Raw genomic sequence first — 23,877 nt, 5'->3', positions numbered from 1 at the left:
AATATTCCGGTCAAGTTGCTTATGCGGGGTCGACGAGAATACAGAAAAGGACCTGTCTGAACAAGATCATTCACCGCATCAATGTCAAGGACATTATCTTACAACTTTGAGCCACTGCCCTGCCTCTGGCTGCCCGTCCGGCCAGTGCCCGTTTAGCAGGCGTAAACGCGCTTCTGCTTCATCGCCCAGCGGGCTGTTACGTGCCAGGCGCGCATAGGTATCACCCTTGCCCGTACGCACCAGGCGAATATGCAACGGCGCGGCCTTCTTGCGGTCAGCTGCACTCAGCCCGGAAAAACTGCGGATAACGCTGACAAATCCGCTATCGTGGCTTTCCAGCCGGGTCTGCCCACGGACCGCTCCGATGAACAGAAACAACTGGTCTTTGCGCAGGATCGCCCCCACGCGGCGGGGGCTCTGACCCGGCAGAATAGCCATGACCCCCTGATAACCGGAACCGGAAAACCTCTCCTCCTGAACGAGCCGTTGTTGGCCTCCCGCACGCTGGCGCAGCAGCTCGCTAACATCCGATCCTGCATTCGCAGTCTCAAGCGTCATTGCAATGAACGCACTTTCATCAGACGTATGACCGATAACCACATCCGGGCGGTTGAGAACAGTCCAGCCCGAGGGGTAGTCAAGCCGCATATTCAATGGCACATGATAAAAGCGTTGATCACGGACGACGCCCTGCGCTTCGCTGTCACCGTAGACCATTCCCTCGATCGCCTTGAGGTAAACGTCGCGCCCGATGCGCTGGCTGTCGCCAGTGGATAATGCCTGGGCCTGCCCTACCACCTGTTGCAACCGTTGATCGTGGGTGGGGTGACTGGCAAAAAGGCCGTGGTAACTTTCAACCTTCTTGCCCCGTGCTTCGGCTTGTTGTCTGGCATAGGTGTCCTGATCCTTGAGTACTCCTATGACCTCCAGTACGGCGTCCGGTCGATAGCCTGATCGGGCCAGATATTCGGCGCCCAGGCCGTCCGCTTCCAGCTCCATGTCGCGGCCATAGCCCGAGACCAGAGCGCTGCCGAGCATATTGCTGAGGTCACCTGCGGCAGGGATCCCCGTACCAATTGTAACCAGTTGGCCCAGCAAGCTCGACCCCATGGCCATGCTCTGCTGACGCACGCCATGACGGGCTGTCACATGACCGATTTCGTGCCCCAGTACAGCGGCCAGCTCGGCTTCAGAGTTCATATAGGCCATCAGCCCACGGTTCATATAGACAAACCCGCCTGGCAAGGCAAACGCATTGATATCCGCAGAGTCAACGACCTGAAAACGGTACTCGAGGTTACTGCGGTGACTGTTGCGCGCCAGCTCTTCGCCAATGTTTTGCACATAAGCCTGCAGCGCGGGATTATCCACCATGGGCATCTGCTGACTGATTTGCGCATTGGCCTGACGGCCCATCGCCAGCTCCTGATTCTCGGACATCATCACGAAGTCCTGCTTGCCGGTAACCGGATTGACCGCACAACCCTGAAAAAGCACAAGTGTAAAAGCCAAAACAAGGAAGCATGTCGAACGCATCAGTCGATCTCCAGCATGAAGGGATGGCGCACTGGCAGCATGAACCTTTTATACGTTTTTGGCGATTGCCCTTTACGCTGGCGATCCACTACCCAGCCGCGTGCCTCCACATGGCGACCAACCCAGCGACGGGGGGAGCCTTCAATGAGGTTGGCGTCAAAGGCCTCGCGCTCGTCCCGACCGATGCGCAGGGTAACCGGCCCGTCAAGATCCAGCCATAGATGGCCACCGCCTTCGGAAGCCGACTCAACACGCCCCTTGATAATGGTAAACCCTCCCTCCTCCAATGCCGAGGCGCGGATGACCGGTGAGCGACTCCAGATCCCGCGATCAAGGCTGCGAGCTTGTCGCTCAGCCAGGCCATGGCAGTCAGCCATTGCGTCATTGGGCGGGACCACCAGAGCAAAGCCCAGGCCCTCCTTCAACATCTGTGCTTCGATATTGCTACCGTCGGCCGCATGGAGATGAGCCAGAATCCGACCGTAGCGATCACTTGGCTCCTCACCCGTGTACATCCGTAGCCCGGAAGCCTCGACCAGTTGCTGCAAGCGTTTTTTCGCCGCCTGGGCAAAGGGCTCGGCCGGCTCGCCACGTCGACCCATCTCGGGAGTGTCGATGCCGATCAAGCGCACGCGACGGCCGTCAGTCAGCTCTAACGTATCGCCGTCAATCACAAAGCGGCTGCTTACTTCGCTGCCTCTGCCAATCGGCGCGCAGGGATCTGCCTGCACAGCGGGAGCAAACAGCCAGGCAACAAAAAAGGCGCTCCAGAGGAGCGCCTTTCTGTTCGCTTGTCTTATAGCCAGCACTTTCGAGCGGCCAGACAAACTGATGTTACTTGGAGCTGACGGCGCCGAAACGCTGCTTGAAGCGCTCGATCCGGCCACCGGTGTCGAGGATCTTCTGCTTGCCGGTGTAGAAGGGGTGGCACTCGGAGCAGACGTCCAGGTGAATACCGCTTTGCAGTGTGGAACGGGTCTTGATCACGTTGCCGCAGCTGCAGGTAGCTTCGATTTCCTGGTAAGTAGGATGCAAATCAGCTTTCATGGATATTTCCTCGGTAGGTGTGCCGCCACCCGATCGACTTGATCTGGCACCGCACTGTGGTTGTCTGCCGGTTCCGACGCCAATGCGCAGAGACCTTAAAATAGGCCAGCGATAATACCAGAAACGGACGCCAACGCAAGTCTCATGCGAATCAGCCCGTAATGCTAACATGCCTGGCTAACCAAGGAGCGAATGTGTCCGGTCCCATACTGCAGGTCGCACTGCCCTCGCCACTGCGACGACTCTTCGATTACCGCGCGCCCGGCGGGGCGCACGCAAAAGACCTGCGTCCAGGCCAGCGCATTCGTGTGCCCTTCGGCCAGCGTCAGATGGTGGGCGTCATTGCCTCGTTGAGCGATGCCTCGGACGTCCCCCCCGCGCGATTAAAGCGTGCCGTCGAACTGATCGACCTTGAGCCACTACTGCCCGAAACCCTATGGCAGCTGTGCTGCTGGACCGCCAGCTACTACCAGCACGGACTCGGCGACACCCTGAGTTGCGCCCTGCCCACACTCTTGCGCCAGGGCGAGCCAGCCATTGCACGCCAGGATCGCCTCTGGCAGCTGCTACCCGGGGCCTATCCCGAGCATCCGGCGATCAGCCGCGCTGCCAAACAGAAACAAGCCGTGCAGCTGCTGGCCAAGCACCCCCATGGTCTCTCCCACGCACTGACCGCACAGTGGGGGCTGAGCCGCGACACACTGGAAGCGCTGGAGAAAAAAGGCCTGGTTCAACGTATCAGCCAATCTCATCACCACACCAATGAGCCGCTTCCGCTATTACGCGAGCCCCGGCTGACACCCAACTCGCAACAAGTCGCCGCGTTGGACGCTATAAAGGCACAGTCAGGTTTCACCGCATGGCTCCTCGACGGGGTCACTGGCAGCGGCAAGACCGAAATTTATCTTCAGGCCATAGAGCACTGCCTGGGCGAAGGCCGTCAGGTGCTGGTGCTGATTCCCGAGATCGGCCTCACGCCTCAAACCCTGGAGCGCTTTCAACGCCGCTTCAGTGTGCCGGTGGTGATCCTGCACTCTGGCCTCAACGACCGCGAGCGCCTGGATGCATGGGTCGCAGCCCGGGATGGAGAAGCCGGTATCGTGATCGGTACCCGCTCGGCGATATTCACCCCCCTGGCACGGCCCGGCCTGATCATTGTCGACGAAGAGCATGACCTGTCTTTCAAGCAACAGGAAGGGCTGCGCTATAACGCCCGTGACCTGGCGGTTTATCGCGCATATCTGGAGAAAACCCCAATCATTCTCGGGTCTGCCACACCCTCACTGGAAAGCCTCTATAACGTCAGACGCGGACGCTACCAGCACTTGCGCCTCACGGAACGCGCTGGCAATGCAAAGCCGCCCACCTTTCAATGCATCGACATCCGCAGCCGCAAGCTGGAGGCAGGACTGTGTCGTCCGATGATCGAAGCCATTGGCGAGCATTTGAGCAAGGGCAACCAGGTGCTGGTATTTATCAACCGCCGCGGTTTCGCACCCACGCTGATGTGCCACGACTGCGGCTGGATGGCTGAATGTACCCGTTGCGATGCGCGCATGACGGTGCATCAGTCGCCGCCAAGGCTGCATTGCCACCACTGCGACAGCCAACGGCCAGTTGATACGGAATGTCCAAAATGCCAGAGCACCGAGCTGCGCTCCATCGGCGCAGGTACCGAGCGGACCGAGGAACATCTGGTCAGCTGTTTTCCGGAGTTTCCGGTGCTGCGTATTGATCGCGAAAGCATGTCACGTAAGAAGGCTATGCAGGACATGCTGGCGCGCATCCAGACCGGCCAGCCCTGTCTGCTCGTCGGCACTCAAATGCTGGCAAAGGGGCACCACTTTCCAGACGTCACACTGGTCGCCATCCTGGATGCCGATGGCGGGCTGTTCTCTTCGGACTTTCGCGGCCCCGAGCGCATGGCCCAGATGATCACCCAGGTGGCCGGGCGCGCCGGTCGGGCGGAAAAGCCCGGGCAGGTATTGATCCAGACCCACATGGCCGAACATCAGTTGCTGATCGATCTGACCGAGCATGGCTATGCCACCATAGCCCAGAACGAACTGAATGGCCGGGAAAAGGCCGGGCTGCCTCCCTGCAGCTTTATCGCACTGCTGCGCGCCGAGGCCAATAACGCGGCTATCGCCAATGAGTTTCTTGAATCAGCCTGCGAGCTTGCCGAGCAGCTGTGCGTTGATCTGGCCCTTGAGAAAGTCGACCTGCTCGGTCCGGTCGCATCACCGATGGAACGACGCGCCGGGCGTTACCGCGCCCAGTTGCTGGTACAGGCGCCCCATCGCTCCGCATTGCACCAATTGTTACATCACTGGCTGATAAGCCTGGAGAGCCACAGCCTGGGCCGCAAGGTGCGCTGGTCGATTGATGTCGATCCGTTGGACATGTTCTAGGATTGTTCCCGCGGCCACGCGGCCAACACAGATTTGGCAATCCCCGGTCGAACGCGGATAATGGCCGGCTTTCCACAGGCACATGCCGGATACCCGATCGCTTATGAAGAACCTTATCAGTCAGTTGCTCGCCAGCGCCGTCACTCGCCTGCAGAATGAGGGCGTACTGCCCGCCGACCTGATCCCCTCGATCCAGGTCGAGATAGCTCGAGACAAGGCACACGGCGACTTTGCCAGCAATCTGGCCATGACCCTGGCCAAGCCTGCGAGAATGAAGCCCAGGGATCTGGCCGAAAAGATCGTCGCTGCCATGCCCGAACACGAGGCCGTTGCAGAGATCGGCATCGCCGGCCCGGGATTTATCAATATTTTCCAGAGCAAGCAATGGCTCGCCGCCCGATTGGATGAAGCCCTGCAACATGAGCGGCTCGGCGTACCGGCAGCCCACCCGGTACAACGCGTCGTAGTGGATTACTCATCACCCAACCTGGCAAAGGAAATGCACGTCGGTCATTTACGCTCGACGATCATTGGCGACGCTGTGACCCGGGTTCTCGAATACCTTGGACACGAGGTGGTGCGCCAGAACCACGTAGGCGACTGGGGCACCCAGTTCGGCATGCTACTGGCCTACCTGGAAGAACACAGCGTAGACGCAGAGGCCGAGCTGGCTGATCTGGAAAACTTCTATCGCCAGGCCAAGCAGCGCTTTGATGAAAGCCCCGAATTCGCTGACCGTGCCCGTGAGCGCGTTGTCCAGCTGCAGGCCGGCGACCCACAATGCCTGGCGCTATGGGAGAGATTCAATCGCATCTCGCTGGGGCACTGCCAGGCCGTATACGAACGCCTCGGCGTCAGTCTGCGTACCGCTGATGTGCGCGGCGAGAGCGCCTACAACGATCAGCTTGCCAGCGTAGTGGACCAGCTTCGCACCACAGGTCTACTAACGGAAAGTCAGGGCGCCCAGTGTGTATTCCTCGAGCAGTTCAAGAACGCCGAGGGCAATCCCCTACCAGTGATTATCCAGAAGGCCGGCGGCGGTTACCTGTATGCGACGTCAGACCTGGCCGCCATGCGATACCGCCATAGCGCGCTTGGAGCTGATCGCGTGCTGTACTTCGTCGACCAGCGCCAGGCCCTGCATTTTCAGCAGGTATTTGCAGTTGCCCGCCTGGCCGGTTTTGTACCCGAGAGCATGCAGCTTGAGCACATGGGTTTTGGCACCATGAACGGCCCCGATGGGCGGCCCTTCAAGACGCGCTCCGGGGGCACAATCAAGCTTACGGATCTGCTCGACGAAGCAGAGGAGCGGGCACACCAGTTGGTCGCACAAAAGAATCCCGAGCTGGCTGAAAACGAGCTGAGACAGATTGGCCACGCGGTAGGCATTGGGGCGGTAAAATACGCCGACCTGTCCAAACACCGCAGCAGTGACTACAACTTCAACTTCGAGCAAATGTTGAGCTTTGAAGGCAATACTGCGCCATACCTGATGTATGCCTACACCCGTGTCGCCAGTGTGTTCCGCAAGCTCGAACGCAGCATGGAGCACGTTGACGACCTGGGTGCAATGCAACTCCAGGAACCGGCCGAGGTCGAACTCGGTGCACACCTGTCACAGTTCGCCCAGACACTGGATTATGTCGCCCGGGAGGGCACGCCTCATGTACTCTGCCACTACCTGTATGAACTGGCTGGCCGGTTCTCCAGTTTCTACGAGCTGTGCCCGATTCTGGCGGCTGAAAAACCCGCCGACCGCGATAGCCGCCTAAGGCTGGCAGCCTTGACCGGCCGGACTCTGCAGCAGGGACTCAACCTGCTCGGCATCGACACCCTGGAGCGCATGTAAGCAGTATGGCCAAAGCACGCAAAGCCCCCAGACGCGGCGCAAGCCGTCAGCAGCCCGCACCTCGACGCCCGGTTCCAGGCTGGCTCTGGCTGGTCAGCGGACTGGCCATTGGTCTGTTCGTGGCCTTTCTGTTGCAGTTAGAGCCTGGAAGCGAGACCGTCAAACGTGACAAGACGCCACCACCGCCGCCCCCGAGCCAGAGCAGCAAGGCAAGCGAGGAGCCACGCTACGACTTTTATACGTTGCTGCCCGAGTCGGAAGTCATAGTGCCACAGGGCGCTGTGACACCGGAACCTCCCGCAGACGAAGGCACTACGCAGAGCTCAACCGAAACGACCACGGAAACCGGCACCCGTTTCTTTCTGCAAGCGGGTTCCTTTCGCAAGCAGTCCGAGGCTGATAGGGTCCGGGCTCAGATTCTACTGCTGGGTCTGGATGTGCGGCTGGAAGACGCACGGCTCGATAGCGGTGATGTCTGGTACCGCGTGCAGGTGGGCCCCTATACCGACCGCACCAAGCTGAGCCAGGCTCAGCAGGTCCTGACCGGAAACGGATTCGACAATCTGTTACTGCAGCAGCGCGACGCCAAGCCCTGATAGCAGCCCTGTTCGGGGCTGTTCCGGCAGTACTAGCCAGAATCGAAACTTGAAATAGTCATGGGCGCCCCAAGATAGATTGAAAGGGGCGTGTTCAGGCGTGCCCTGCTGCTTCACTCAGACCAGCCAACCAGGAGTTGCGCGTGACTACAATCGTTTCAGTTCGTCGACACGGCAAGGTCGTGATTGGCGGCGATGGCCAGGTTTCCCTGGGCAATACCGTCATGAAGGGCAACGCCCGCAAAGTACGCCGGCTTTACAAGGACCAGGTCATCGCCGGGTTTGCCGGCGGCACCGCCGATGCCTTTACGCTCTTCGAGCGCTTCGAAGCCCAGCTGGAAAAACACCAGGGCAACCTGGTACGTGCTGCGGTAGAGCTGGCCAAGGACTGGCGCACCGACCGCGCACTGCGCCGTCTCGAAGCCCTGCTGGCCGTAGCCAACAAGGATGCATCCCTGATCATCACCGGTAACGGCGATGTGATTGAACCCGAAGAAGGGTTGATCGCCATCGGCTCCGGCGGCCCCTTCGCCCAGTCTGCTGCCACCGCCCTGCTACGGCATACCGAGCTGTCGGCCCGCGAAATAGTCGAATCGAGCTTGAACATTGCCGGTGAAATCTGCATCTATACCAACCACAACCAGACAATCGAGGAGCTGGACGCCAATACCTGAGGCGGCCGGAATCACAAGCATGTCCATGACCCCACGCGAGATTGTCCATGAACTGGACCGCCACATCATCGGCCAGCAGGACGCCAAGCGAGCCGTCGCCATCGCCCTGCGTAATCGGTGGCGGCGTCAGCAGCTGCCCGATGCATTGCGTAACGAGGTGACCCCAAAAAACATTCTGATGATCGGCCCGACCGGTGTCGGCAAAACCGAAATCGCCCGGCGCCTGGCCAAGCTCGCCCAGGCTCCGTTCATCAAGGTGGAAGCTACCAAGTTTACCGAGGTCGGTTACGTCGGCCGTGACGTTGAGTCGATTATTCGCGACCTGGTTGATGCAGCGCTGAAGATGCTGCGGGTGCAGGAAATGGCCAAGATGGGGCACCGCGCCGAGGATGCAGCCGAAGAACGGATTCTAGATGCGCTTCTGCCGCCAGCCCGGCAGGGTGCCAGCGACCAGCCAGCAAGGGAAGATAACAGTACCCGCCAGCTGTTTCGCAAGCGGCTGCGCGAAGGCCAGCTGGATGACAAGGAAATCGAGATCGACGTGGCTGACACTCCTGTCGGCGTTGAGATCATGACCCCGCCGGGCATGGAAGAAATGACCAGCCAGTTGCAGAACATGTTCTCCAGCTTCGGCAAGGACAAGCGTAAAACGCGCAAGCTGACCGTCAAGGAAGCATTCAAATTGATTCGCGACGAGGAAGCCGCGCGCCTGGTCAATGAGGAAGAGCTGAAGTCCAAAGCCATAGAAGCGGTCGAGCAGAACGGCATCGTGTTTCTCGACGAAATCGACAAGGTCAGCAAACGCGCAGACAGCGGCAGCGGTGCCGATGTCTCACGTGAGGGCGTTCAGCGCGACCTGCTGCCGCTGATCGAAGGTTGTACGGTGAATACCAAGTTCGGCATGGTCAAGACCGACCATATCCTGTTCATTGCGTCTGGCGCGTTTCACCTCACCAAACCCTCGGATCTGATTCCCGAACTGCAGGGTCGTCTACCCATCCGGGTTGAACTCAAGTCCCTGACGCCGGGCGACTTCGAACGCATTCTCACTGAGCCTGATGCGTCTCTGACCGAACAATATCGTGCGTTGATGCATACCGAAGGTCTGACCATTGAGTTTGCCGACGATGCCATAACCCGGCTTGCAGAAATTGCCTGGCAGGTGAACGAAAAAACTGAAAACATCGGCGCACGCCGCCTGCACACGGTGCTGGAACGATTGCTGGAAGAGATCTCCTTCAATGCAGGAGACCTTGCGTCCAAGCAGGACGGCTCGGCAATAGTGATCGATGCCGCCTACGTGGACAAGCATCTGGGCGAGCTGGCGGTCAACGAGGATCTGTCGCGGTATATTCTCTAACATGAGCCGCAAGCGACAAGCTGCAAGCCACAAGCAGACCGTGTGCACCGCACAAGCTGCTGTTCGACTTGTCGCTTGAAGCTTGCCGCTTGAAGCTAAAAGGCCTCCCATGCCCGCACCCATCCCCACCTCTATCAAGCTGCAGAAAGCCTCGCGCAGCCTGCGCCTGGCGTATGCCGACGGCAAGGAGTACGCGCTGCCGGCCGAATATCTGCGGGTCTACTCCCCCTCCGCCGAGGTGCGTGGCCATGGCAAGCCGGTGTTACAGACAGGAAAGCAGCATGTGAGTCTGGCCGGCATCGAGCAGGCCGGTCGTTATGCGTTAAAACTGATCTTTGACGATGGCCACGACAGCGGCCTGTACACCTGGGACTATCTTCACGAACTTGCGGTCAATCAGGAAAGCCGTTGGCAGTTCTACCTGGACCAGCTGGAAAAGGCCGGAGCCAGTCGCGATCCGCACACCAGTGCGGTCCGTTTTATTCCCTGAAATGGGTGCCCTGCCCGCCCTTGCCCTTTTCGGCTCCATAGCCGTCCTGCCTGAATTGCCAAATAAAATCCTTTTAACAGCAGCATCAGGCCATGCTAACTTGTCTCAGACGAACACACTTTAGGCAGCCTGAACATATCCGCCCGGCTGCCCCACCGTATTCCTGACCCTTCAGCCCAGGCTGAAACTGCTACTACGGAGCTTTACCCGATGGCCCAGAACAAGAATGAAGAGCTCGGAAAGAGAGCCAGCGAGAATATTCTCGGACCCAACCCGGTAATCGGCGCGCCGACACGCGACATCATCAGCACAGCCAGACAGGTCATGCGGCAAACCGTCAAACAGCCGGTGCACAGCCTGAGGCACATAGGCAAGTTATCCGTGGCGGTCACCAAGGTAATGATTGGCCGCTCCGAAATCACCCCAAGCGCAGACGACAAGCGCTTTCTGGACCCTACCTGGAGCCAGAATCCGCTTTATCGTCGCTACATGCAGAGCTATCTGGCCTGGCGCACCGAGCTAAACGAGTGGATCACCTCCTCCAATCTGCCCGAACAGGATGTATCGCGAGCGAAGTTCGTGATTTCTTTGCTGACAGAAGCCATGGCACCAACCAATACCGCCCTCAACCCGGCAGCAGTGAAGCGCTTCTTCGAGACCGGCGGAAAAAGTATTCTCGACGGGCTGACGCACATGGCTCAGGATATCGCCAATAACGGCGGCATGCCCAGCCAGGTCAACATGAACGCCTTTGAAGTCGGCAAGAATCTCGCCGTCACCAAGGGTTCGGTGGTCTTTCGCAATGAAGTGCTGGAACTGATTCAGTACAAGCCACTGACAGAAGAAGTCTACGAGCGCCCGGTGCTGGTAGTGCCACCACAAATCAACAAATTCTACGTATTCGATCTGTCACCGGAAAAGAGTCTCGCTCGGTACCTCACCGCCAACCACATGCAGACCTTTGTGATCAGCTGGCGCAACCCGACCAAGGCGCAGCGCGAATGGGGCTTGTCTACCTATATCGAGGCTTTGAAAGAGGCCATCGACATCGTACTAGAAATCACCGGAAGCAAGGATCTGAGCATGCTCGGCGCATGCTCCGGCGGTATTACCACCGCCTCCTTGCTGGGACACTATGCCGCCCTCAAAGAAAAGAAGGTTCACGCCTTCACACTGCTAGTCAGCGTACTGGACACCGGCATCAAGACTCAGGTGGCGCTCTTTGCCGATGAGCGCTCGATTGAGGCGGCGCGGCGCATGTCCTATCAGAACGGCGTACTCGAAGGCCGGGACATGGCCAAGGTTTTTGCCTGGATGCGGCCCAACGATCTGATCTGGAACTACTGGGTGAACAACTACCTGCTGGGTAATGAGCCGCCGGTTTTCGATATCCTGTTCTGGAACAACGACACTACCCGTCTGCCAGCGGCGCTGCACGGCGAGTTTCTGGAGATGTTCAAGACCAACCCCCTGACCCGGGCCAAGGCACTGGAAGTATGCGGCACGCCTATCGACCTGAAACAGGTCAAGGCCGATTTTTTCTGCATTGCCGGACTCAACGACCACATCACCCCCTGGGACGCCTGTTACAAGTCTGCCCAATTATTGGGTGGAAAATGTGAATTTGTTTTATCTTCCAGTGGTCATATACAAAGCATCCTGAATCCACCTGGCAACCCCAAGTCCCGTTTCTTTACCAATACCCATATGCCAGAAGATCCGAAGCAATGGCTGGAGACCGCCACCAAGCAGGCTGACTCCTGGTGGGCCTACTGGCGTGACTGGTTGCATGCTCGGGGCGGCAAGATCAAACCCGCCCCTGCAGCGTTGGGTAATGCAGATTATGCGCCGATGGAAGCGGCTCCCGGGACCTACGTCCACGAACGCTAGGAGCGTGCAAACGAGAACGATACATGCCTCAGAATTTTGTATTTCGCACTATCGAGCTGAACGGTCAGTTCCTGCGAACGGCCGTTCGCCCGGGTAGCAGTAACCTGCCACCCTTATTGGTATTCAATGGCATTGGGGCAAACCTCGAACTGGTGTTTCCCTTCGTCAAGGCACTGGATCCCGACCTCGAAGTCATCGTGTTTGATGCACCTGGCGTCGGCGGCTCCTCCACGCCCGGAACGCCATTCCGTTTTCCGGGCCTGGCCAAGCTGGCAGCACGCATGCTCGATTATCTCGATTACGGCCAGGTCAATGTGATTGGCGTTTCCTGGGGTGGTGCCCTGGCCCAGCAGTTTGCCCACGATTATCCAGAGCGGTGCAAGAAGCTGATTCTGGCCGCCACCTCGCCAGGTTTTTTCATGGTACCGGGCAGGCCTCATGTGCTGCTGAAAATGGCCAGCCCACGGCGGTATATTCAGCCTTCCCACGTAGTCAAGATTGCACCCGACATCTATGGTGGCGCCTTCAGGCGAGATCCGGATCTGGCCCGCGGCCACGCGTCCAAGGTGCGCTCGTCCGGCAAGGTAGGTTACTACTGGCAGCTGGCGGCGGGGCTAGGCTGGACCAGCATCCACTGGCTGCACAAGATCCGTCAGCCAACGCTGGTAATGGCCGGTGATGACGACCCAATCATCCCTCTGGTCAACATGCGAATGATTGCGTGGCGAATCCCCAACGCCGAACTCCACGTGATTGATGACGGCCACCTGTTCCTGATTACCCGTGCTGCGTCGGTCGCTCCGATCATTATGCGTTTTCTGGCCGAGGAGCGGCAGCCGGCGGTTATCCGCCCTCGTGCCGAACCGCTAGCCAAGCACTAGAGAGAGCAGGCGCAACAGGAGACATGTGACGCCGTAGATGGGTACACTGCAAGTCATCCCCTCTGTATCTGGACAAGGAACGCTGGATGCCTGAAAGCAGTGCCCACAACGCAGCAGCAGCGCTGGCTGGCGACCTCGCCGACAGTCTGCTTGCCGTCTTGCGGACGTTGCCGGATCAAACTTCGCATCACGCGCGCTACCTGGGTCATTTCGCTGTTCAATTGGCCAAAGCGGTACAGGGCAACAGCGCGTTGCCTGTCCCGCCACGGGATCGACGATTCGATCATTGCGCCTGGCAAACCAATCCGGTTTTACGTCGCACATTGCAAGGCTGGCTTGGCTGGCAGGTGCATTACCGGCAGTGGCTCGACGATCTGGATATTCCCGAGCCAGACCGCGCTCGCCTTCGGCAACTGGGAGACATGCTCAGTGCCACGCTAGCGCCCAGCAACTCCCCGGCCAATCCCGTGTTCATTGACCGATTACGGCATACGCGCGGCGCCAGCCTGTGCCGGGGAACGCGCAACCTGCTTACAGACCTGGTGCTCCGGCGTCCTGCAGCTCCACTGTGCGCCGATGATGCCTTCCTGGTTGGCCGCGACCTCGCGTCCACCCCCGGCCAGGTCATCATGCGCGAACCGCTGTTCGAATTGCTTCAGTACCAGCCAACCACTGCGCAAGCTCACCAAAGAGCGCTGTTGATGGTCCCCCCGCCACTAAACCGCTTTTATCTGCTGGACCTGACCGAAAGCTCCAGCCTGGTTCGCCATGCTCTGGATCAGGGGCTGCAGGTTTTCATGATCAGCTGGCGCAACCCGGACCCCGAACATAGAAATTGGGGGTTCAACCAGTACGTCAGTGCCTGCGATCAAGCCTTGCGGGTGGTCAGCCAGTTAACCGGTAACGGCCCGGTAAACCTGATGGGCGTTTGTGCCGGGGGACTTCTCGCCCTCCTGATGCAGGGCGTGCTGCAAAGTCGCGGACAAAGTAAACGGATCTGCAGTGCCAGCTACCTGGTAACGCCCATCGATGCACGCATGGACACCGGCCTGTTGCGGATGCTCGGACCCGCTGCGCGCCAGCGGTTGCGCAGCAGACTCTGGCACCATGGCTTCCTGCCGGCCAGCGATATAGCCAGGGCTTTCTCCTGGCAGAGACCGGAAGAGTTCGTCTGGGCTCAGGCCGTGGAGCGCTATGCGCTGGGACAGGATCCTCGACCGCGAGACGTTCTGTCCTGGAGCCAGGACTGTACCCGGCTACCCGCCAGGCTGGTGGAAGACTTTCTGGATTATTTCGAGCGCGACCCCTTTGCCCGGCCGGGCAGTCTCGTCGTTCAGGGTCAGGCAATCGATCTGCGCGCAGTCTCCACCCCCAGCTGGCACCTGGGCGCACAGCATGACCATATCGTACCTTGCGCCAACAGCTTTCCCATGCGGCGTATGGGCGGCGAGAAAACCTTCGTACAGAGTCATAGCGGCCATATCCAGAGCCTGGTCAACCCACTGGATCATCCCGGCGCCTGGTTCCGGGCCGGAACGGTGACTGACAACAGCCCTATAACCAGCTGGCTGCACCAACATGCCCCCCTTCAGGGGAGTTGGCGGAGCCATTGGAGTGACTGGACCAAGGCGCATAGCGGCCCGCTTGTTCCCGCCCCTGCCATACTGGGCAATCCCGACTTCCCACCGTTGCAGGCAGCACCAGGTCGCTATGTGCACAAATCGTGAGGCCCTGAATGAAAACCCGTGAGCGAATCCTGCAGTGTGCCCTGGAGCTATTCAACGAGCACGGTGAACCCAACGTTACTACGCTGGATATCGCCACTGAGCTGGATATCAGTCCCGGCAATCTCTACTACCATTTCCGCGGCAAGGAGGCATTACTGGAGGAGTTGCTCGCAGACTTCCTCGACCAGACACACGGCCTTCTTCATCTGGAGTCCCGCGCAGGCCCGTTGGAGCCTGAGGATTATTGGTTGTTTCTGCACCTGCTGTTTGAATCGATCATCGCCTACCGCTTTCTGTTCCAGGATCTGTCGAACCTTATAGGCCGCTATACCGTCATCGCTCGCAGTATGCGCCAGTGGGTGGACGCGTTGCGCTCGACACTGAAGCGCCTATTGCTCGACCTGCATGAGCAGCAACGCTTGCTCTGTGATGCACAGGCCCTGGAGCGGCTGCTCGATGCACTATGCCAAACCGTACTGTTCTGGCTTGATTACCAACGCGTCAGCCAACGCGAGGACGATGAGCCAACTCAGGCCGTCCAGCAGGTACTCGGTTTGCTGCTGCCCTACCTCGAAACAGATACGCGGCATTGGATGAGCAGTCTGATACAACGCTACAACTGACCCACGTCCTGCCCACAAAAAACCCGGCCACGGCCGGGTTCAGCAGATGCAAGAGCTAACGACAATCAGCGCGCTTGCGTCTTCTTCAATGAACTGGATACCTCATCGAGCTTGGCGGACAGCTTTTCAATTTCATGGCTGCTGGGAATACCGAAGCGACTGAGAAAATCTGCCCGGCGCTCTTCAAGCGTGCTGGATACCTTTTGGAAACGCCCACCGGTTACATCCTCGAAACGCGATTTCAGCTCGGCCAGCTTCTCGTTAGCGTTATCGGTCTGCTCGGAAATAAGCTCTTTACCCTGTTTTTCCAGCACTTCACCCTCTGCAACAAGGCTCTTGAAGTACTCCATGCCATCCTTGCCGGCTTTGGCGTAGGCACCCAGGCCAGCCAGCCAGAATTGGCGCGTCTGAGTCTTCATGCCGTCGACGACCTCGTTGAAAAAGTGTGCGCCCGACTCCAGCACATTGCCTGTCTTAGCATTAGCCATGATCATTACTCCCTGTTGAAAAAAGACTTCAGCTTGCTGCGGAACCGCAGCCTCATTAAAAGACTATCTAGTCATTTTAGAAAAAACATACTAATTCTCGTTCTTTGAATAATAAAAAACCCGACCCGCTTGCGCGGATCGGGTTTCTGTCAACCAGCAGGTGTTAGCTGTTGGTTGGCTTGTCAGCCGCCGTTGCCGGGCTGGCCGCTGCAGGTGCCGCCGGAGCAGTTACAGCTGTCTTGCCTGGAGCTGCCTGAGGCTTGGCTGCAGTACCAGACTCTGAAGCTGCTTTTGGTTTGGCCGGCGCTTTTGGTTTGGCCAGCGCCTTCGGCTTAGCCGGAGCCTTTGCTGCCGCAGGCGCCTTGGGCTTGACTGGCGCGCTCTTGGCAACAGGTTTAGCCGCAGCCTTCGCTGCCGGTTTTGGCTTGGCAGCCGCACGAGTAGCTGGCTTGGGCGCAGCTTTCGGTGCCACCTTCGCCGGCGTCCTGGCGTTACTCATCTGGCTGATCAGTTTGGTCAGTTCGTCGACCTTGGCATTCAGCGCTTTTACTTCATCGCGCGAAGGCACTCCCAGACGGGAAACAGCACTGTTCAGACGCTTGTCAAAGGCAGCTTCAAGCTCATCCCAGCGACCGGACACCTTGCCCCGAGCCTTGTCGACCTTGGACTTGGCAGCATCGACAGAATCCTTCTTGCCTTTGGTGGTCTTGCCCTTGACGGACTCGACCTGCTTGTCGATTTCGGCCTTGGCCGCTTTTTCAGCCTGCTCGCCATCCTTGATCAGCGTATCGAAGAGCTTGACACCCTCCTTACCGACCTTGGCATAAGCGCCCAGTCCAGCCAACCAGATCTGCCGCGAATAGCTTTCTATATCGCTGATCCAGCCAGTATCCTTTTCCTGCTTTTTCTTGCCCGCCATGGAGTGACTCCTCTGTGACCTTACTTGCTTTCCATCGACTTGATTGCAGCTGTCAGATCATCCAGCTTAGCAGACAACTGGTCAACGTCCTTCTTGCTGGGGATACCCATACGGCTCAGTGCCGAAGCTACGCGCTCGTCGAATACTTCCTCAACCTTGTTCAAGCTGGTGCCAGTGCGGGTCTGAAAACGCTCGCGAATGCTCTCAACCTTGCTGTTGACACGGCTGGTGGCTGACTCGACCTGGCTTGAGACCAGTTCCTTGCCCTGCTTCTCGACTGCTTCGCCTTCGGTTACCAGCTTCTTGAAGTAATCCGCGCCTTCCTTGCCTGCCTTGGCATAGGCACCCAGGCCCGCCAACCAGATCTGGTGAGCGTAGTTCTTCATGTCGCCGGCGACTGATGCGGTGTTTTCTTCAACTTTCTTGGCTGTGGATTTGGCCATGGTAGTAACTCCTCAAATGGATCAAAAGTGGACCGGTTATCGATCCTTGAGAGTCAAACTACCCGTAAGAATTAGAAAACACATACTAAAAGCACCCGATCAGCTCAGATACTTGTCCAGTGACTTTTCGATCTCACCCTTGACCATGCCAGCCATGGGCGTGAGCATCATGCCGAGCTTGACCGTCACCCTTACCAGGTCTTCTCGCACCTCGATACAACCATCAGCGCCACTGCGCTTGAAACTCAGGTTGTCGCCTTCCCAGGTACATTTCGCATCCAGCTTTTGTGCCAGCTTGTCGGCCATCTTCTGGGCACGCGCACGCGCTTCTTCCTTGCCCAGATTGTGTTCGCGGGTGATATCAACAGTCGCCATGGGTGTTCTCTCTTGTTTAGGTCAGGTGCCATAGCATGCCGCAAAGCCGGTCCAGCGTCATCCTGCTACTGCGACAGCCTGTCCACCTGAAAACCCCCGCTCAAACCGAAAAAGTGGTTAGAATAGAAGCTGATTTGCCAGGCAGATGAGTCCATGACAGACGAACACAAAACAGATCGCACGACGCACTTCGGCTACCAGACTGTCGACGAATCCGAGAAGGCCGCGCGTGTCGCTGATGTATTCCATTCCGTAGCGGCGCGTTACGATCTGATGAACGATCTGATGTCCGGCGGCGTCCACCGTTTGTGGAAGCGCTTCACCATCGAGCTCTCGGGTGTACGGCCGGGTAACCGGGTATTGGATATCGCTGGCGGCACGGGTGATCTCACCCGCAAATTTTCCAAACTGGTGGGCACCGCGGGCGAGGTGGTACTTGCCGACATCAACGACTCCATGCTCAAGGTCGGGCGTGACCGTTTGCTGGATCAGGGCATTGCCGGCAATGTGCGCTTTGTGCAGGCCGACGCCGAAGCGCTACCCTTCCCGGACAATCATTTTGACTGCATCACCATCGCCTTCGGGCTGCGTAATGTTACCCACAAGGATCGTGCGATAGCCTCGATGCTGCGTGTGCTCAAGCCCGGCGGTCGGCTCCTGGTTCTGGAGTTCTCCAAACCGGGTAATAAGTTACTGTCCAAGGCCTATGACCAATATTCCTTCACCCTGCTACCGCTGATGGGGAAGCTGGTCACCAACGATTCCGAGAGCTATCGCTATCTGGCCGAGTCGATCCGCATGCATCCGGATCAGGAAACGCTCAAGGCGATGATGGAAGAAGCCGGCTTTGCGCGCGTGACTTACCACAACATGACCGGTGGCGTGGTGGCACTGCACCGGGGAATCAAGCCCTGATGCTGACCCGCGCCATGCTGGGTGCGGCTGAGCGCAGCTTGAGACTGGCGCTGGAGCGGGATCCGCTCACGGCGAGTCGCCTGGCGGCACTGCAGAACAAGACCGTTCTGGTACAGGGGCGAAATCCGGATTGGCAGTTGTATCTGCAGCCAGGTTCTAACGGTATCGGCCTGACCACAGACAGTACCCACGAGCCTGACTGCACTCTGAGCGCCCCCAGCAGCCTGCTCGCGAAATTGCTGATCAGCAATCAGCGACAACCTTTGCTACAGGATCCGGAATTACATCTCAGCGGCGATAGCCAGGTGCTAGTCAGCCTGCAAAACGCCATGGCGGATCTGCAGCTGGACGGTGAAGCAGAGCTCTCTCGCTGGCTTGGGCCTGTGCCGGCCCATGCTGTTGCACAGGTTGCGCGCAAAAGCTGGGAATGGGGCGGCGGAGCCAGACAGACGCTGGGACGCAGCCTGGCTGAATACCTGACTGAAGAGAGTGGCCAACTCGTCGGCAATGCTGAAGCGCAAGTCTCCGCGGACCAGCTTTATCAGCTACGCCTGGACCTGGACCGCCTGGAAGCGCGGGTACAACAGCTGAGCGACCATCACCCGGAAACCCCCGAAGCATGAATTCGATTGCCCTGCTGCGCCTCTTTCGCATCGCCCGGATATTTACTCGTTATCGGCTGGACCAGCTATTGTGGGCCGTTCCGTTACCCTGGTTCGCGCGCTTGTTGCTTCGTATCGGCCCGTGGCGCTTGTGCCCCGCCCCCAAAGACCTGAGCCGTGGCGCCCGGCTGCGTCTGGCATGCGAGGACCTCGGCCCGGTGTTCGTCAAGTTCGGTCAGATTCTGTCTACCCGGCGCGACTTGCTGGCAGACGACATTGCCCTGGAACTTGCACGCCTGCAGGACAAGGTGCCGCCTTTCCCGGCCGCTCAGGCGCGCAAACGCATCGAGGAACAGCTCGGGCAATCAATTGACTCGGTGTTCAGCAGCTTCAGCGACGAGCCGCTGGCCTCTGCCTCGGTCGCCCAGGTACATGCAGCACGCCTGCATGACGGCAGTGAAGTCGTCGTCAAGGTCATCCGTCCTGGCATCGGCCAGACCATCCACCAGGACATGCAATGGCTTTTCCTGGCCGCCAAGCTACTTCAACGGGTGTGGGTCGAAGGGCGGCGATTGCGTCCGGTCGAGGTTGTCAGCGACTACCAGAACACCATTTTTGACGAGCTGGACCTGTACCGCGAGGCCGCCAACGCCTCCCAATTGAGGCGCAATTTCGAGGACTCACCGCTACTCTACATACCCAGGATCTATTGGGACTGGAGCAGGCACAAGGTCCTGGTTATGGAACGCATCAATGGTTTGGCAGTTACTGACATGGCTGGCCTGCTGGACCAGCGCACCGACATGAAGAAGCTCGCGGAGCGAGGGGTCGAGATATTCTTTACCCAGGTTTTCCGTGACAGCTTTTTCCATGCAGACATGCACCCCGGCAATATCTTTGTCTCGCGCAGTCACCCCTGGGAGCCGCAGTACCTGGCTGTTGACTTCGGCATCGTTGGCAGCCTGACGCCGGAGGATCAGAACTATCTGGCACGCAACCTGATGGCATTCTTCAAGCGCGACTACCGCCAGGTGGCTCAGTTGCATATCGACTCCGGCTGGGTACCCGCCGAAACCCGGGTCAATGAATTCGAAGCCGCCATTCGCAGCGTCTGTGAGCCCATTTTCGAGCGCCCACTGAAAGACATCTCCTTTGGTCAGCTGCTGCTGCGCCTGTTCCAGACCGCGCGACGCTTCAATATGGAAGTCCAGCCACAGCTGGTACTGCTGCAGAAGACGCTGCTCAATATCGAAGGGCTGGGACGTCAGCTGTATCCCGACCTGGACCTCTGGAGTACCGGCCAACCCTATCTCGAGCGCTGGATGCGCGAACGTGCAATGCCTGCGCACCAACTGCGGCACTGGCAGCAACAGCTGGACCAGGTACCGGCATTGCTGCACAGCGCCCGTCATGCACTGGACAACCTGGCCGAGCGCCAGCCGCCCGTGGTGGTTCGAAAAGGCAATACCGTTTTGCGGCTGGCAGGCTTGCTACTGCTGCTACTGGGGGCAAGCCAGTTGGGCGGCGATCCTGCCATGTGGAGCGATGCAGCTCCAAGCAACTGGCTTTTGTTGGCCATTGGCGGCTGGCTGGTACTCGGCCGCGGTTAGCTTACTTACTGCTGGCGCAACCGGACCCTTAACTGGCACACTTCTGCGTATGACTGACAAGACTGAAAGTACCGATTGGCTAGATACCGTGAAGTGGGGGCCTGATGGCCTGATACCCGCCATTGCGCAGGACATTCACACCCAGCGCGTGCTGATGGTTGCCTGGATGAATCGCGAGGCGTTGCAGCTCACTGCCTCTGAAGGCCGAGGGATATACTGGTCGCGGTCAAGGCAAAAACTCTGGCGCAAGGGCGAAGAATCCGGACACGTTCAGGTTCTGCACGAACTCCGGCTTGACTGCGACGCCGACGTCATCATCCTGATGGTCGAGCAGATTGGCGGCATGGCCTGCCACACCGGAAGAGAAAGCTGCTTCTACCGGGTTCTGCGCGGCAACGAATGGCAAATCGCAGACCCCGTTCTCAAAGACCCCGATGAGATCTATGAGCACAAACATGAATGACACTCTAAGTCGTCTTGCGGTGGTCCTGGAGCAGCGCAAACAGGCCAGCAGCGACAAATCCTATGTGGCCAGCCTGCACGCCAAGGGGCTGAACAAGATTCTTGAAAAGGTCGGTGAGGAGTGTACTGAGACGCTGCTCGCTGCCAAGGATTGCGAGCACCGTGAAGACAAATCCGAACTGATTGGCGAAACGGCCGACCTGTGGTTTCACAGCATGGTCATGCTCAGCCATCTGGGACTGGGTCCCGACGATATTCTCAAAGAACTGGAACGACGCTTTGATCTGTCCGGTCTAACCGAAAAGGCATCTCGCCAAACTAATTAGGGCATAGCCCTGGGGGTTTAAAATGGGTTTTGGTGGCATCAGCATATGGCAACTGGCGATCGTTCTGGTGATCGTCATCCTGCTCTTCGGCACAAAACGATTGAAGAGTGTCGGTAGCGATCTGGGCGAGGCGATCAAGGGCTTTCGCAAGTCAGTGAATACGGAAGATGAAAAACCTTCGGTGCAGGACAAGAGCAGCGGCGATACCATCAATGCCGAATCCGAACGTAAAAAACAGGAAACACGGTCCGGAGAGTGATCGTCCATGTTTGACGTTGGATTCTTCGAATTGCTGATTATCGGCATTATCGCCCTGCTGGTGCTCGGACCTGAGCGGCTGCCTGGCGCTGTGCGCATGGTTGGCCTGACTATCGGCCGCATCAAGCGTGGCTTTGCCGACGTAAAATCTCAGGTGGAGCGCGAAATCGGGGCGGATGAGATACGTCAGCAACTGCACAACGAGCGCGTGATGGGCAACCTTGAAAAACAGGCCAAGGAGACAAGCCCACCCGCATCAAACGTCAAATCCAGCCGTCATCCGGCTGTCACGGAACAGGAGGAAACTGCTACTTCAGCTGAGCCCTCCGGCCAGAACACCGACCAAAAAGACGTAGACGCCAGTGCCGCCACCCAGCAAAAACCTCGCAATGACGGATAAACGCACACCCAGTCAACTGGCCGAAGATATGCCCCTGGTCGCGCACTTAACCGAGTTGCGCTCCCGCCTGCTGCGCATTGTCGGCATCTGGCTGCTGATTTTCGCTGGCCTGTTCTACTTTGCCAACGATCTCTACACGTTCATATCCGAGCCTCTGCGGGTATTCCTCCCGGAAGGCACCAGCATGATCGCCACAGACGTGGCGTCACCTTTTCTCACGCCATTCAAACTGGCGCTGGTGAGCGCGCTCTTTCTGGCCATGCCATTCATTCTCCATCAATTCTGGAGCTTCATCGCACCAGGGCTCTACAAACACGAAAAACGCCTGGCGGTCCCGCTGCTCGCCTCCAGCATCGTGCTCTTCTACTCAGGCATGGCGTTCGCGTATTTCGTTGTTTTCCCTCTCGTGTTCGGCTTTTTTACCAGCACCGCGCCGGCGGGCGTGGCGGTAATGACCGATATCAACAAGTATCTGGATTTCGTACTGACGCTGTTCATGGCATTCGGCCTGTCCTTCGAGATCCCGATTGCCACCATTCTGCTGGTTCTGGCCGGAGTGGTCGACGTAGCCAAGCTGAGGGAGATTCGGCCCTATGTGGTGGTCGGCTGCTTCATTATCGGTATGGTTCTGACTCCACCCGATGTGATCTCCCAGGCGCTGCTGGCAATCCCGATGTGGCTGCTCTATGAGCTCGGCATTCTCTTCAGCATGCTCATCAAGAAGCGTACGCAGGCCGAGCACCCCCCGGAAGACCAACCTGAAGCATGAACCTGGTCCTCGTGCAGGAAGCCGACTTTCTTTCCGATGACCGGGTACTGCTAGGTGATCGCCGCCTGCAGCAGATAAGAGACGTGCTCCAGGCGCAAGAGGGCGACAGTATCCGGGTGGGCCGCCTCGGCGGACTGATGGGCCAGGGGCGCATACTACGCCTGAATGAAAAAAGCGCGGAACTGCAAGTCAGCTTCCACCAGCCGCCCCCGACCAAGCTAGCCCTGACCTTGCTGCTGGCCATGCCCCGTCCCAAGATGTTCCGGCGTATTCTTCAACATTGCGCGACCCTCGGCGTGCCCGAGATCGTTCTGCTCAACAGCTACCGGGTGGAAAAAAGCTTCTGGCAGACCCCCTTTCTGCAAGCGGGGCAGATCGAGCAGAACCTGATTCTGGGTCTGGAGCAGGCACGCGACACGGTACTGCCCCGTGTACGTATCGAAAAGCGGTTCAAACCCTTCGTGGAGGATCAGCTTCCGGCAATCGCAGCTGGCTCCCTCGGGCTGGTTGCACACCCTGGCGATTACGCGCCCTGCCCCCACCAGGTTACCCGCCAGGTTACCCTGGCCATAGGACCAGAGGGCGGCTGGATTCCCTATGAGCTAGACAAACTGCTGGAGGCCGGACTGCAACCAGTGCAGCTTGGCGAGCGAATCCTTCGAGTCGAAACCGCCGTTACAGCCCTGATTGGAAGACTCTTCTGAACGCCCATTAGCGATGTGGTTGCATAGCTGTCATCAGGCCTGGCGGGGTAGTTGAGCTTCCTCCGCCCAACCCGCACCGGCCTCAACTCTTACATCCCGCGCGCCCACCGTTTCGCCGCATTCAGAACAGACAATTACTGGGTGCATCACCTTGCCGCAACCCTTGTGGACATGCAGCACCGGAGCCCCCCGCTCGTCCGCCATATGCCGATCCCCCCAGGACACCAGCGCAAGCATCGCCGGATGCAGATCCAGCCCTTTCTCGGTCAGGCGATACTCTTCACGCAGCGGACGTTGCTGGTAAGCCACTTTGGTCAACACACCATGCTCCACGAGCTTTTTCAGGCGTCCCGCCAACAGATGTCGGGTGATGCCCAGACGTTGTTCAAACTCGTCAAAGCGGCGAACACCGAGAAAACAATCACGCAGTACGAGCAGCGTCCACTTGTCGCCGATCACCGCTAGGGTGCGCGCCAGCGAACATGGCTGCTGGTCCAGTTCTTCCCATCGCATGGTCTATCC

Annotated in this window: 27 protein-coding genes; 19 read left to right on the top strand and 8 right to left on the bottom strand. The window is 58.5% G+C overall.

The features are described 5' to 3' along the window. Nucleotides 1-93: 93 nt before the first annotated feature. The 3 genes from IEV54_RS07390 to rpmE all read right to left on the bottom strand — a co-directional run bounded on the left by IEV54_RS07390 (nt 94) and on the right by rpmE (nt 2,583). Nucleotides 94-1,536 (bottom strand): M48 family metalloprotease, encoded by a 1,443-nt coding sequence (locus IEV54_RS07390; RefSeq protein WP_150276676.1) that lies wholly within the window; start codon nt 1,534-1,536, stop codon nt 94-96. Continuing rightward, the gene (locus IEV54_RS07385) at nt 1,536-2,210 is read right to left on the bottom strand and encodes a thermonuclease family protein (protein WP_223825366.1); all 675 of its coding nucleotides are present in this window, start codon (nt 2,208-2,210) and stop codon (nt 1,536-1,538) included. The genes IEV54_RS07390 and IEV54_RS07385 overlap by 1 nt, the downstream gene beginning before the upstream one ends. A 160-nt stretch (nt 2,211-2,370) precedes the next feature. Then, nucleotides 2,371-2,583 carry a 50S ribosomal protein L31 gene (rpmE, locus tag IEV54_RS07380; protein ID WP_150276675.1) on the bottom strand — a complete coding sequence of 71 codons (213 nt, stop codon included), beginning with the start codon at nt 2,581-2,583 and terminating at the stop codon, nt 2,371-2,373. A gap of 194 nt (nt 2,584-2,777) precedes the next feature. Between rpmE and IEV54_RS07375 the strand changes: the two genes are divergently transcribed. From IEV54_RS07375 to IEV54_RS07330, 10 genes are all read left to right on the top strand, one after another. Continuing rightward, a complete protein-coding gene (locus tag IEV54_RS07375) occupies nt 2,778-4,994 on the top strand; it encodes a primosomal protein N' (protein WP_150276674.1) in 2,217 nt (738 codons plus the stop codon). Nucleotides 4,995-5,097: 103 nt separating this feature from the next. Continuing rightward, on the top strand, nt 5,098-6,843 hold the full coding sequence (argS, locus tag IEV54_RS07370; protein ID WP_150276673.1) for an arginine--tRNA ligase: 1,746 nt from the start codon (nt 5,098-5,100) through the stop codon (nt 6,841-6,843). 5 nt (nt 6,844-6,848) lie between these two features. Continuing rightward, entirely contained in the window at nt 6,849-7,439 is a 591-nt protein-coding gene (locus tag IEV54_RS07365) for an SPOR domain-containing protein (protein WP_150276672.1), read from the top strand. Between the two features lie 143 nt (nt 7,440-7,582). Continuing rightward, a complete protein-coding gene (gene hslV / locus IEV54_RS07360) occupies nt 7,583-8,113 on the top strand; it encodes an ATP-dependent protease subunit HslV (RefSeq protein WP_150276671.1) in 531 nt (176 codons plus the stop codon). Between the two features lie 19 nt (nt 8,114-8,132). Beyond that, complete coding sequence (gene hslU / locus IEV54_RS07355; protein ID WP_150276670.1) at nt 8,133-9,473, top strand: ATP-dependent protease ATPase subunit HslU; 1,341 nt, start codon at nt 8,133-8,135, stop codon at nt 9,471-9,473. A gap of 109 nt (nt 9,474-9,582) precedes the next feature. Then, nucleotides 9,583-9,963 carry a gamma-butyrobetaine hydroxylase family protein gene (locus tag IEV54_RS07350; protein WP_150276669.1) on the top strand — a complete coding sequence of 127 codons (381 nt, stop codon included), beginning with the start codon at nt 9,583-9,585 and terminating at the stop codon, nt 9,961-9,963. A gap of 210 nt (nt 9,964-10,173) precedes the next feature. After that, entirely contained in the window at nt 10,174-11,853 is a 1,680-nt protein-coding gene (gene phaC / locus IEV54_RS07345; RefSeq protein WP_150276668.1) for a class II poly(R)-hydroxyalkanoic acid synthase, read from the top strand. 23 nt (nt 11,854-11,876) lie between these two features. Beyond that, on the top strand, nt 11,877-12,734 hold the full coding sequence (phaZ, locus tag IEV54_RS07340) for a poly(3-hydroxyalkanoate) depolymerase (RefSeq protein WP_150276667.1): 858 nt from the start codon (nt 11,877-11,879) through the stop codon (nt 12,732-12,734). A gap of 86 nt (nt 12,735-12,820) precedes the next feature. Further along, nucleotides 12,821-14,461, top strand: a complete 1,641-nt coding sequence (locus IEV54_RS07335; protein WP_150276666.1) for a PHA/PHB synthase family protein — start codon at nt 12,821-12,823, stop codon at nt 14,459-14,461. Nucleotides 14,462-14,469: 8 nt separating this feature from the next. Next, complete coding sequence (locus tag IEV54_RS07330; RefSeq protein ID WP_150276665.1) at nt 14,470-15,084, top strand: TetR/AcrR family transcriptional regulator; 615 nt, start codon at nt 14,470-14,472, stop codon at nt 15,082-15,084. Nucleotides 15,085-15,149: 65 nt separating this feature from the next. Here IEV54_RS07330 and IEV54_RS07325 read toward each other — a convergent pair whose 3' ends face one another. The 4 genes from IEV54_RS07325 to IEV54_RS07310 form a co-directional block, all read right to left on the bottom strand. After that, on the bottom strand, nt 15,150-15,572 hold the full coding sequence (locus IEV54_RS07325) for a phasin family protein (protein WP_188434354.1): 423 nt from the start codon (nt 15,570-15,572) through the stop codon (nt 15,150-15,152). Nucleotides 15,573-15,735: 163 nt separating this feature from the next. Beyond that, the gene (locus IEV54_RS07320; protein ID WP_150276663.1) at nt 15,736-16,491 is read right to left on the bottom strand and encodes a phasin family protein; all 756 of its coding nucleotides are present in this window, start codon (nt 16,489-16,491) and stop codon (nt 15,736-15,738) included. Nucleotides 16,492-16,511: 20 nt separating this feature from the next. Beyond that, nucleotides 16,512-16,934, bottom strand: coding sequence for a phasin family protein (locus tag IEV54_RS07315; protein ID WP_150276662.1), 423 nt, complete (start codon nt 16,932-16,934; stop codon nt 16,512-16,514). Nucleotides 16,935-17,033: 99 nt separating this feature from the next. Further along, nucleotides 17,034-17,309 (bottom strand): polyhydroxyalkanoic acid system family protein, encoded by a 276-nt coding sequence (locus IEV54_RS07310; protein WP_150276661.1) that lies wholly within the window; start codon nt 17,307-17,309, stop codon nt 17,034-17,036. 153 nt (nt 17,310-17,462) lie between these two features. Between IEV54_RS07310 and ubiE the strand changes: the two genes are divergently transcribed. The 9 genes from ubiE to IEV54_RS07265 are packed head-to-tail and all read left to right on the top strand — an operon-like array spanning nt 17,463 to nt 23,355. After that, complete coding sequence (ubiE, locus tag IEV54_RS07305; protein ID WP_150276660.1) at nt 17,463-18,224, top strand: bifunctional demethylmenaquinone methyltransferase/2-methoxy-6-polyprenyl-1,4-benzoquinol methylase UbiE; 762 nt, start codon at nt 17,463-17,465, stop codon at nt 18,222-18,224. Next, entirely contained in the window at nt 18,224-18,847 is a 624-nt protein-coding gene (locus tag IEV54_RS07300; protein WP_150276659.1) for a ubiquinone biosynthesis accessory factor UbiJ, read from the top strand. The genes ubiE and IEV54_RS07300 overlap by 1 nt, the downstream gene beginning before the upstream one ends. Beyond that, the gene (gene ubiB / locus IEV54_RS07295; protein ID WP_150276658.1) at nt 18,844-20,436 is read left to right on the top strand and encodes a ubiquinone biosynthesis regulatory protein kinase UbiB; all 1,593 of its coding nucleotides are present in this window, start codon (nt 18,844-18,846) and stop codon (nt 20,434-20,436) included. Before IEV54_RS07300 ends, ubiB begins: the two co-directional genes overlap by 4 nt. A 49-nt stretch (nt 20,437-20,485) precedes the next feature. Beyond that, on the top strand, nt 20,486-20,899 hold the full coding sequence (hisI, locus tag IEV54_RS07290) for a phosphoribosyl-AMP cyclohydrolase (RefSeq protein ID WP_150276657.1): 414 nt from the start codon (nt 20,486-20,488) through the stop codon (nt 20,897-20,899). Beyond that, nucleotides 20,892-21,224 carry a phosphoribosyl-ATP diphosphatase gene (locus IEV54_RS07285; protein ID WP_150276656.1) on the top strand — a complete coding sequence of 111 codons (333 nt, stop codon included), beginning with the start codon at nt 20,892-20,894 and terminating at the stop codon, nt 21,222-21,224. The genes hisI and IEV54_RS07285 overlap by 8 nt, the downstream gene beginning before the upstream one ends. A gap of 22 nt (nt 21,225-21,246) precedes the next feature. Further along, nucleotides 21,247-21,483, top strand: coding sequence for a twin-arginine translocase TatA/TatE family subunit (gene tatA / locus IEV54_RS07280; RefSeq protein WP_150276655.1), 237 nt, complete (start codon nt 21,247-21,249; stop codon nt 21,481-21,483). 6 nt (nt 21,484-21,489) lie between these two features. Then, complete coding sequence (gene tatB / locus IEV54_RS07275; RefSeq protein WP_150276654.1) at nt 21,490-21,882, top strand: Sec-independent protein translocase protein TatB; 393 nt, start codon at nt 21,490-21,492, stop codon at nt 21,880-21,882. Continuing rightward, a complete protein-coding gene (gene tatC, locus IEV54_RS07270; RefSeq protein ID WP_195809120.1) occupies nt 21,872-22,651 on the top strand; it encodes a twin-arginine translocase subunit TatC in 780 nt (259 codons plus the stop codon). The genes tatB and tatC overlap by 11 nt, the downstream gene beginning before the upstream one ends. Next, entirely contained in the window at nt 22,648-23,355 is a 708-nt protein-coding gene (locus tag IEV54_RS07265) for a 16S rRNA (uracil(1498)-N(3))-methyltransferase (protein ID WP_150276653.1), read from the top strand. The genes tatC and IEV54_RS07265 overlap by 4 nt, the downstream gene beginning before the upstream one ends. A gap of 33 nt (nt 23,356-23,388) precedes the next feature. Here IEV54_RS07265 and IEV54_RS07260 read toward each other — a convergent pair whose 3' ends face one another. Next, a complete protein-coding gene (locus tag IEV54_RS07260) occupies nt 23,389-23,868 on the bottom strand; it encodes a winged helix-turn-helix transcriptional regulator (RefSeq protein ID WP_150276652.1) in 480 nt (159 codons plus the stop codon). Nucleotides 23,869-23,877: the final 9 nt, after the last annotated feature.

It is taken from the genome of Halopseudomonas salina, assembly GCF_014637955.1.
Taxonomy (GTDB): Bacteria; Pseudomonadota; Gammaproteobacteria; order Pseudomonadales; family Pseudomonadaceae; genus Halopseudomonas; species Halopseudomonas salina.
Note: the sequence above shows the minus strand (reverse complement) of the source record. Positions and strands in the feature narration are given on the sequence as shown.

Coding starts and splice junctions, on each gene's coding strand:
- IEV54_RS07390 (WP_150276676.1), bottom strand. CDS start 1,536: ATGCGTTCGACATGCTTCCTTGTTTTGGCTTTTACACTTGTGCTTTTT.
- rpmE (WP_150276675.1), bottom strand. CDS start 2,583: ATGAAAGCTGATTTGCATCCTACTTACCAGGAAATCGAAGCTACCTGC.
- argS (WP_150276673.1), top strand. CDS start 5,098: ATGAAGAACCTTATCAGTCAGTTGCTCGCCAGCGCCGTCACTCGCCTG.
- IEV54_RS07365 (WP_150276672.1), top strand. CDS start 6,849: ATGGCCAAAGCACGCAAAGCCCCCAGACGCGGCGCAAGCCGTCAGCAG.
- hslU (WP_150276670.1), top strand. CDS start 8,133: ATGTCCATGACCCCACGCGAGATTGTCCATGAACTGGACCGCCACATC.
- IEV54_RS07350 (WP_150276669.1), top strand. CDS start 9,583: ATGCCCGCACCCATCCCCACCTCTATCAAGCTGCAGAAAGCCTCGCGC.
- phaC (WP_150276668.1), top strand. CDS start 10,174: ATGGCCCAGAACAAGAATGAAGAGCTCGGAAAGAGAGCCAGCGAGAAT.
- phaZ (WP_150276667.1), top strand. CDS start 11,877: ATGCCTCAGAATTTTGTATTTCGCACTATCGAGCTGAACGGTCAGTTC.
- IEV54_RS07335 (WP_150276666.1), top strand. CDS start 12,821: ATGCCTGAAAGCAGTGCCCACAACGCAGCAGCAGCGCTGGCTGGCGAC.
- IEV54_RS07330 (WP_150276665.1), top strand. CDS start 14,470: ATGAAAACCCGTGAGCGAATCCTGCAGTGTGCCCTGGAGCTATTCAAC.
- IEV54_RS07325 (WP_188434354.1), bottom strand. CDS start 15,572: ATGGCTAATGCTAAGACAGGCAATGTGCTGGAGTCGGGCGCACACTTT.
- IEV54_RS07320 (WP_150276663.1), bottom strand. CDS start 16,491: ATGGCGGGCAAGAAAAAGCAGGAAAAGGATACTGGCTGGATCAGCGAT.
- IEV54_RS07315 (WP_150276662.1), bottom strand. CDS start 16,934: ATGGCCAAATCCACAGCCAAGAAAGTTGAAGAAAACACCGCATCAGTC.
- IEV54_RS07310 (WP_150276661.1), bottom strand. CDS start 17,309: ATGGCGACTGTTGATATCACCCGCGAACACAATCTGGGCAAGGAAGAA.
- ubiE (WP_150276660.1), top strand. CDS start 17,463: ATGACAGACGAACACAAAACAGATCGCACGACGCACTTCGGCTACCAG.
- IEV54_RS07300 (WP_150276659.1), top strand. CDS start 18,224: ATGCTGACCCGCGCCATGCTGGGTGCGGCTGAGCGCAGCTTGAGACTG.
- ubiB (WP_150276658.1), top strand. CDS start 18,844: ATGAATTCGATTGCCCTGCTGCGCCTCTTTCGCATCGCCCGGATATTT.
- hisI (WP_150276657.1), top strand. CDS start 20,486: ATGACTGACAAGACTGAAAGTACCGATTGGCTAGATACCGTGAAGTGG.
- IEV54_RS07285 (WP_150276656.1), top strand. CDS start 20,892: ATGAATGACACTCTAAGTCGTCTTGCGGTGGTCCTGGAGCAGCGCAAA.
- tatA (WP_150276655.1), top strand. CDS start 21,247: ATGGGTTTTGGTGGCATCAGCATATGGCAACTGGCGATCGTTCTGGTG.
- tatB (WP_150276654.1), top strand. CDS start 21,490: ATGTTTGACGTTGGATTCTTCGAATTGCTGATTATCGGCATTATCGCC.
- tatC (WP_195809120.1), top strand. CDS start 21,872: ATGACGGATAAACGCACACCCAGTCAACTGGCCGAAGATATGCCCCTG.
- IEV54_RS07265 (WP_150276653.1), top strand. CDS start 22,648: ATGAACCTGGTCCTCGTGCAGGAAGCCGACTTTCTTTCCGATGACCGG.
- IEV54_RS07260 (WP_150276652.1), bottom strand. CDS start 23,868: ATGCGATGGGAAGAACTGGACCAGCAGCCATGTTCGCTGGCGCGCACC.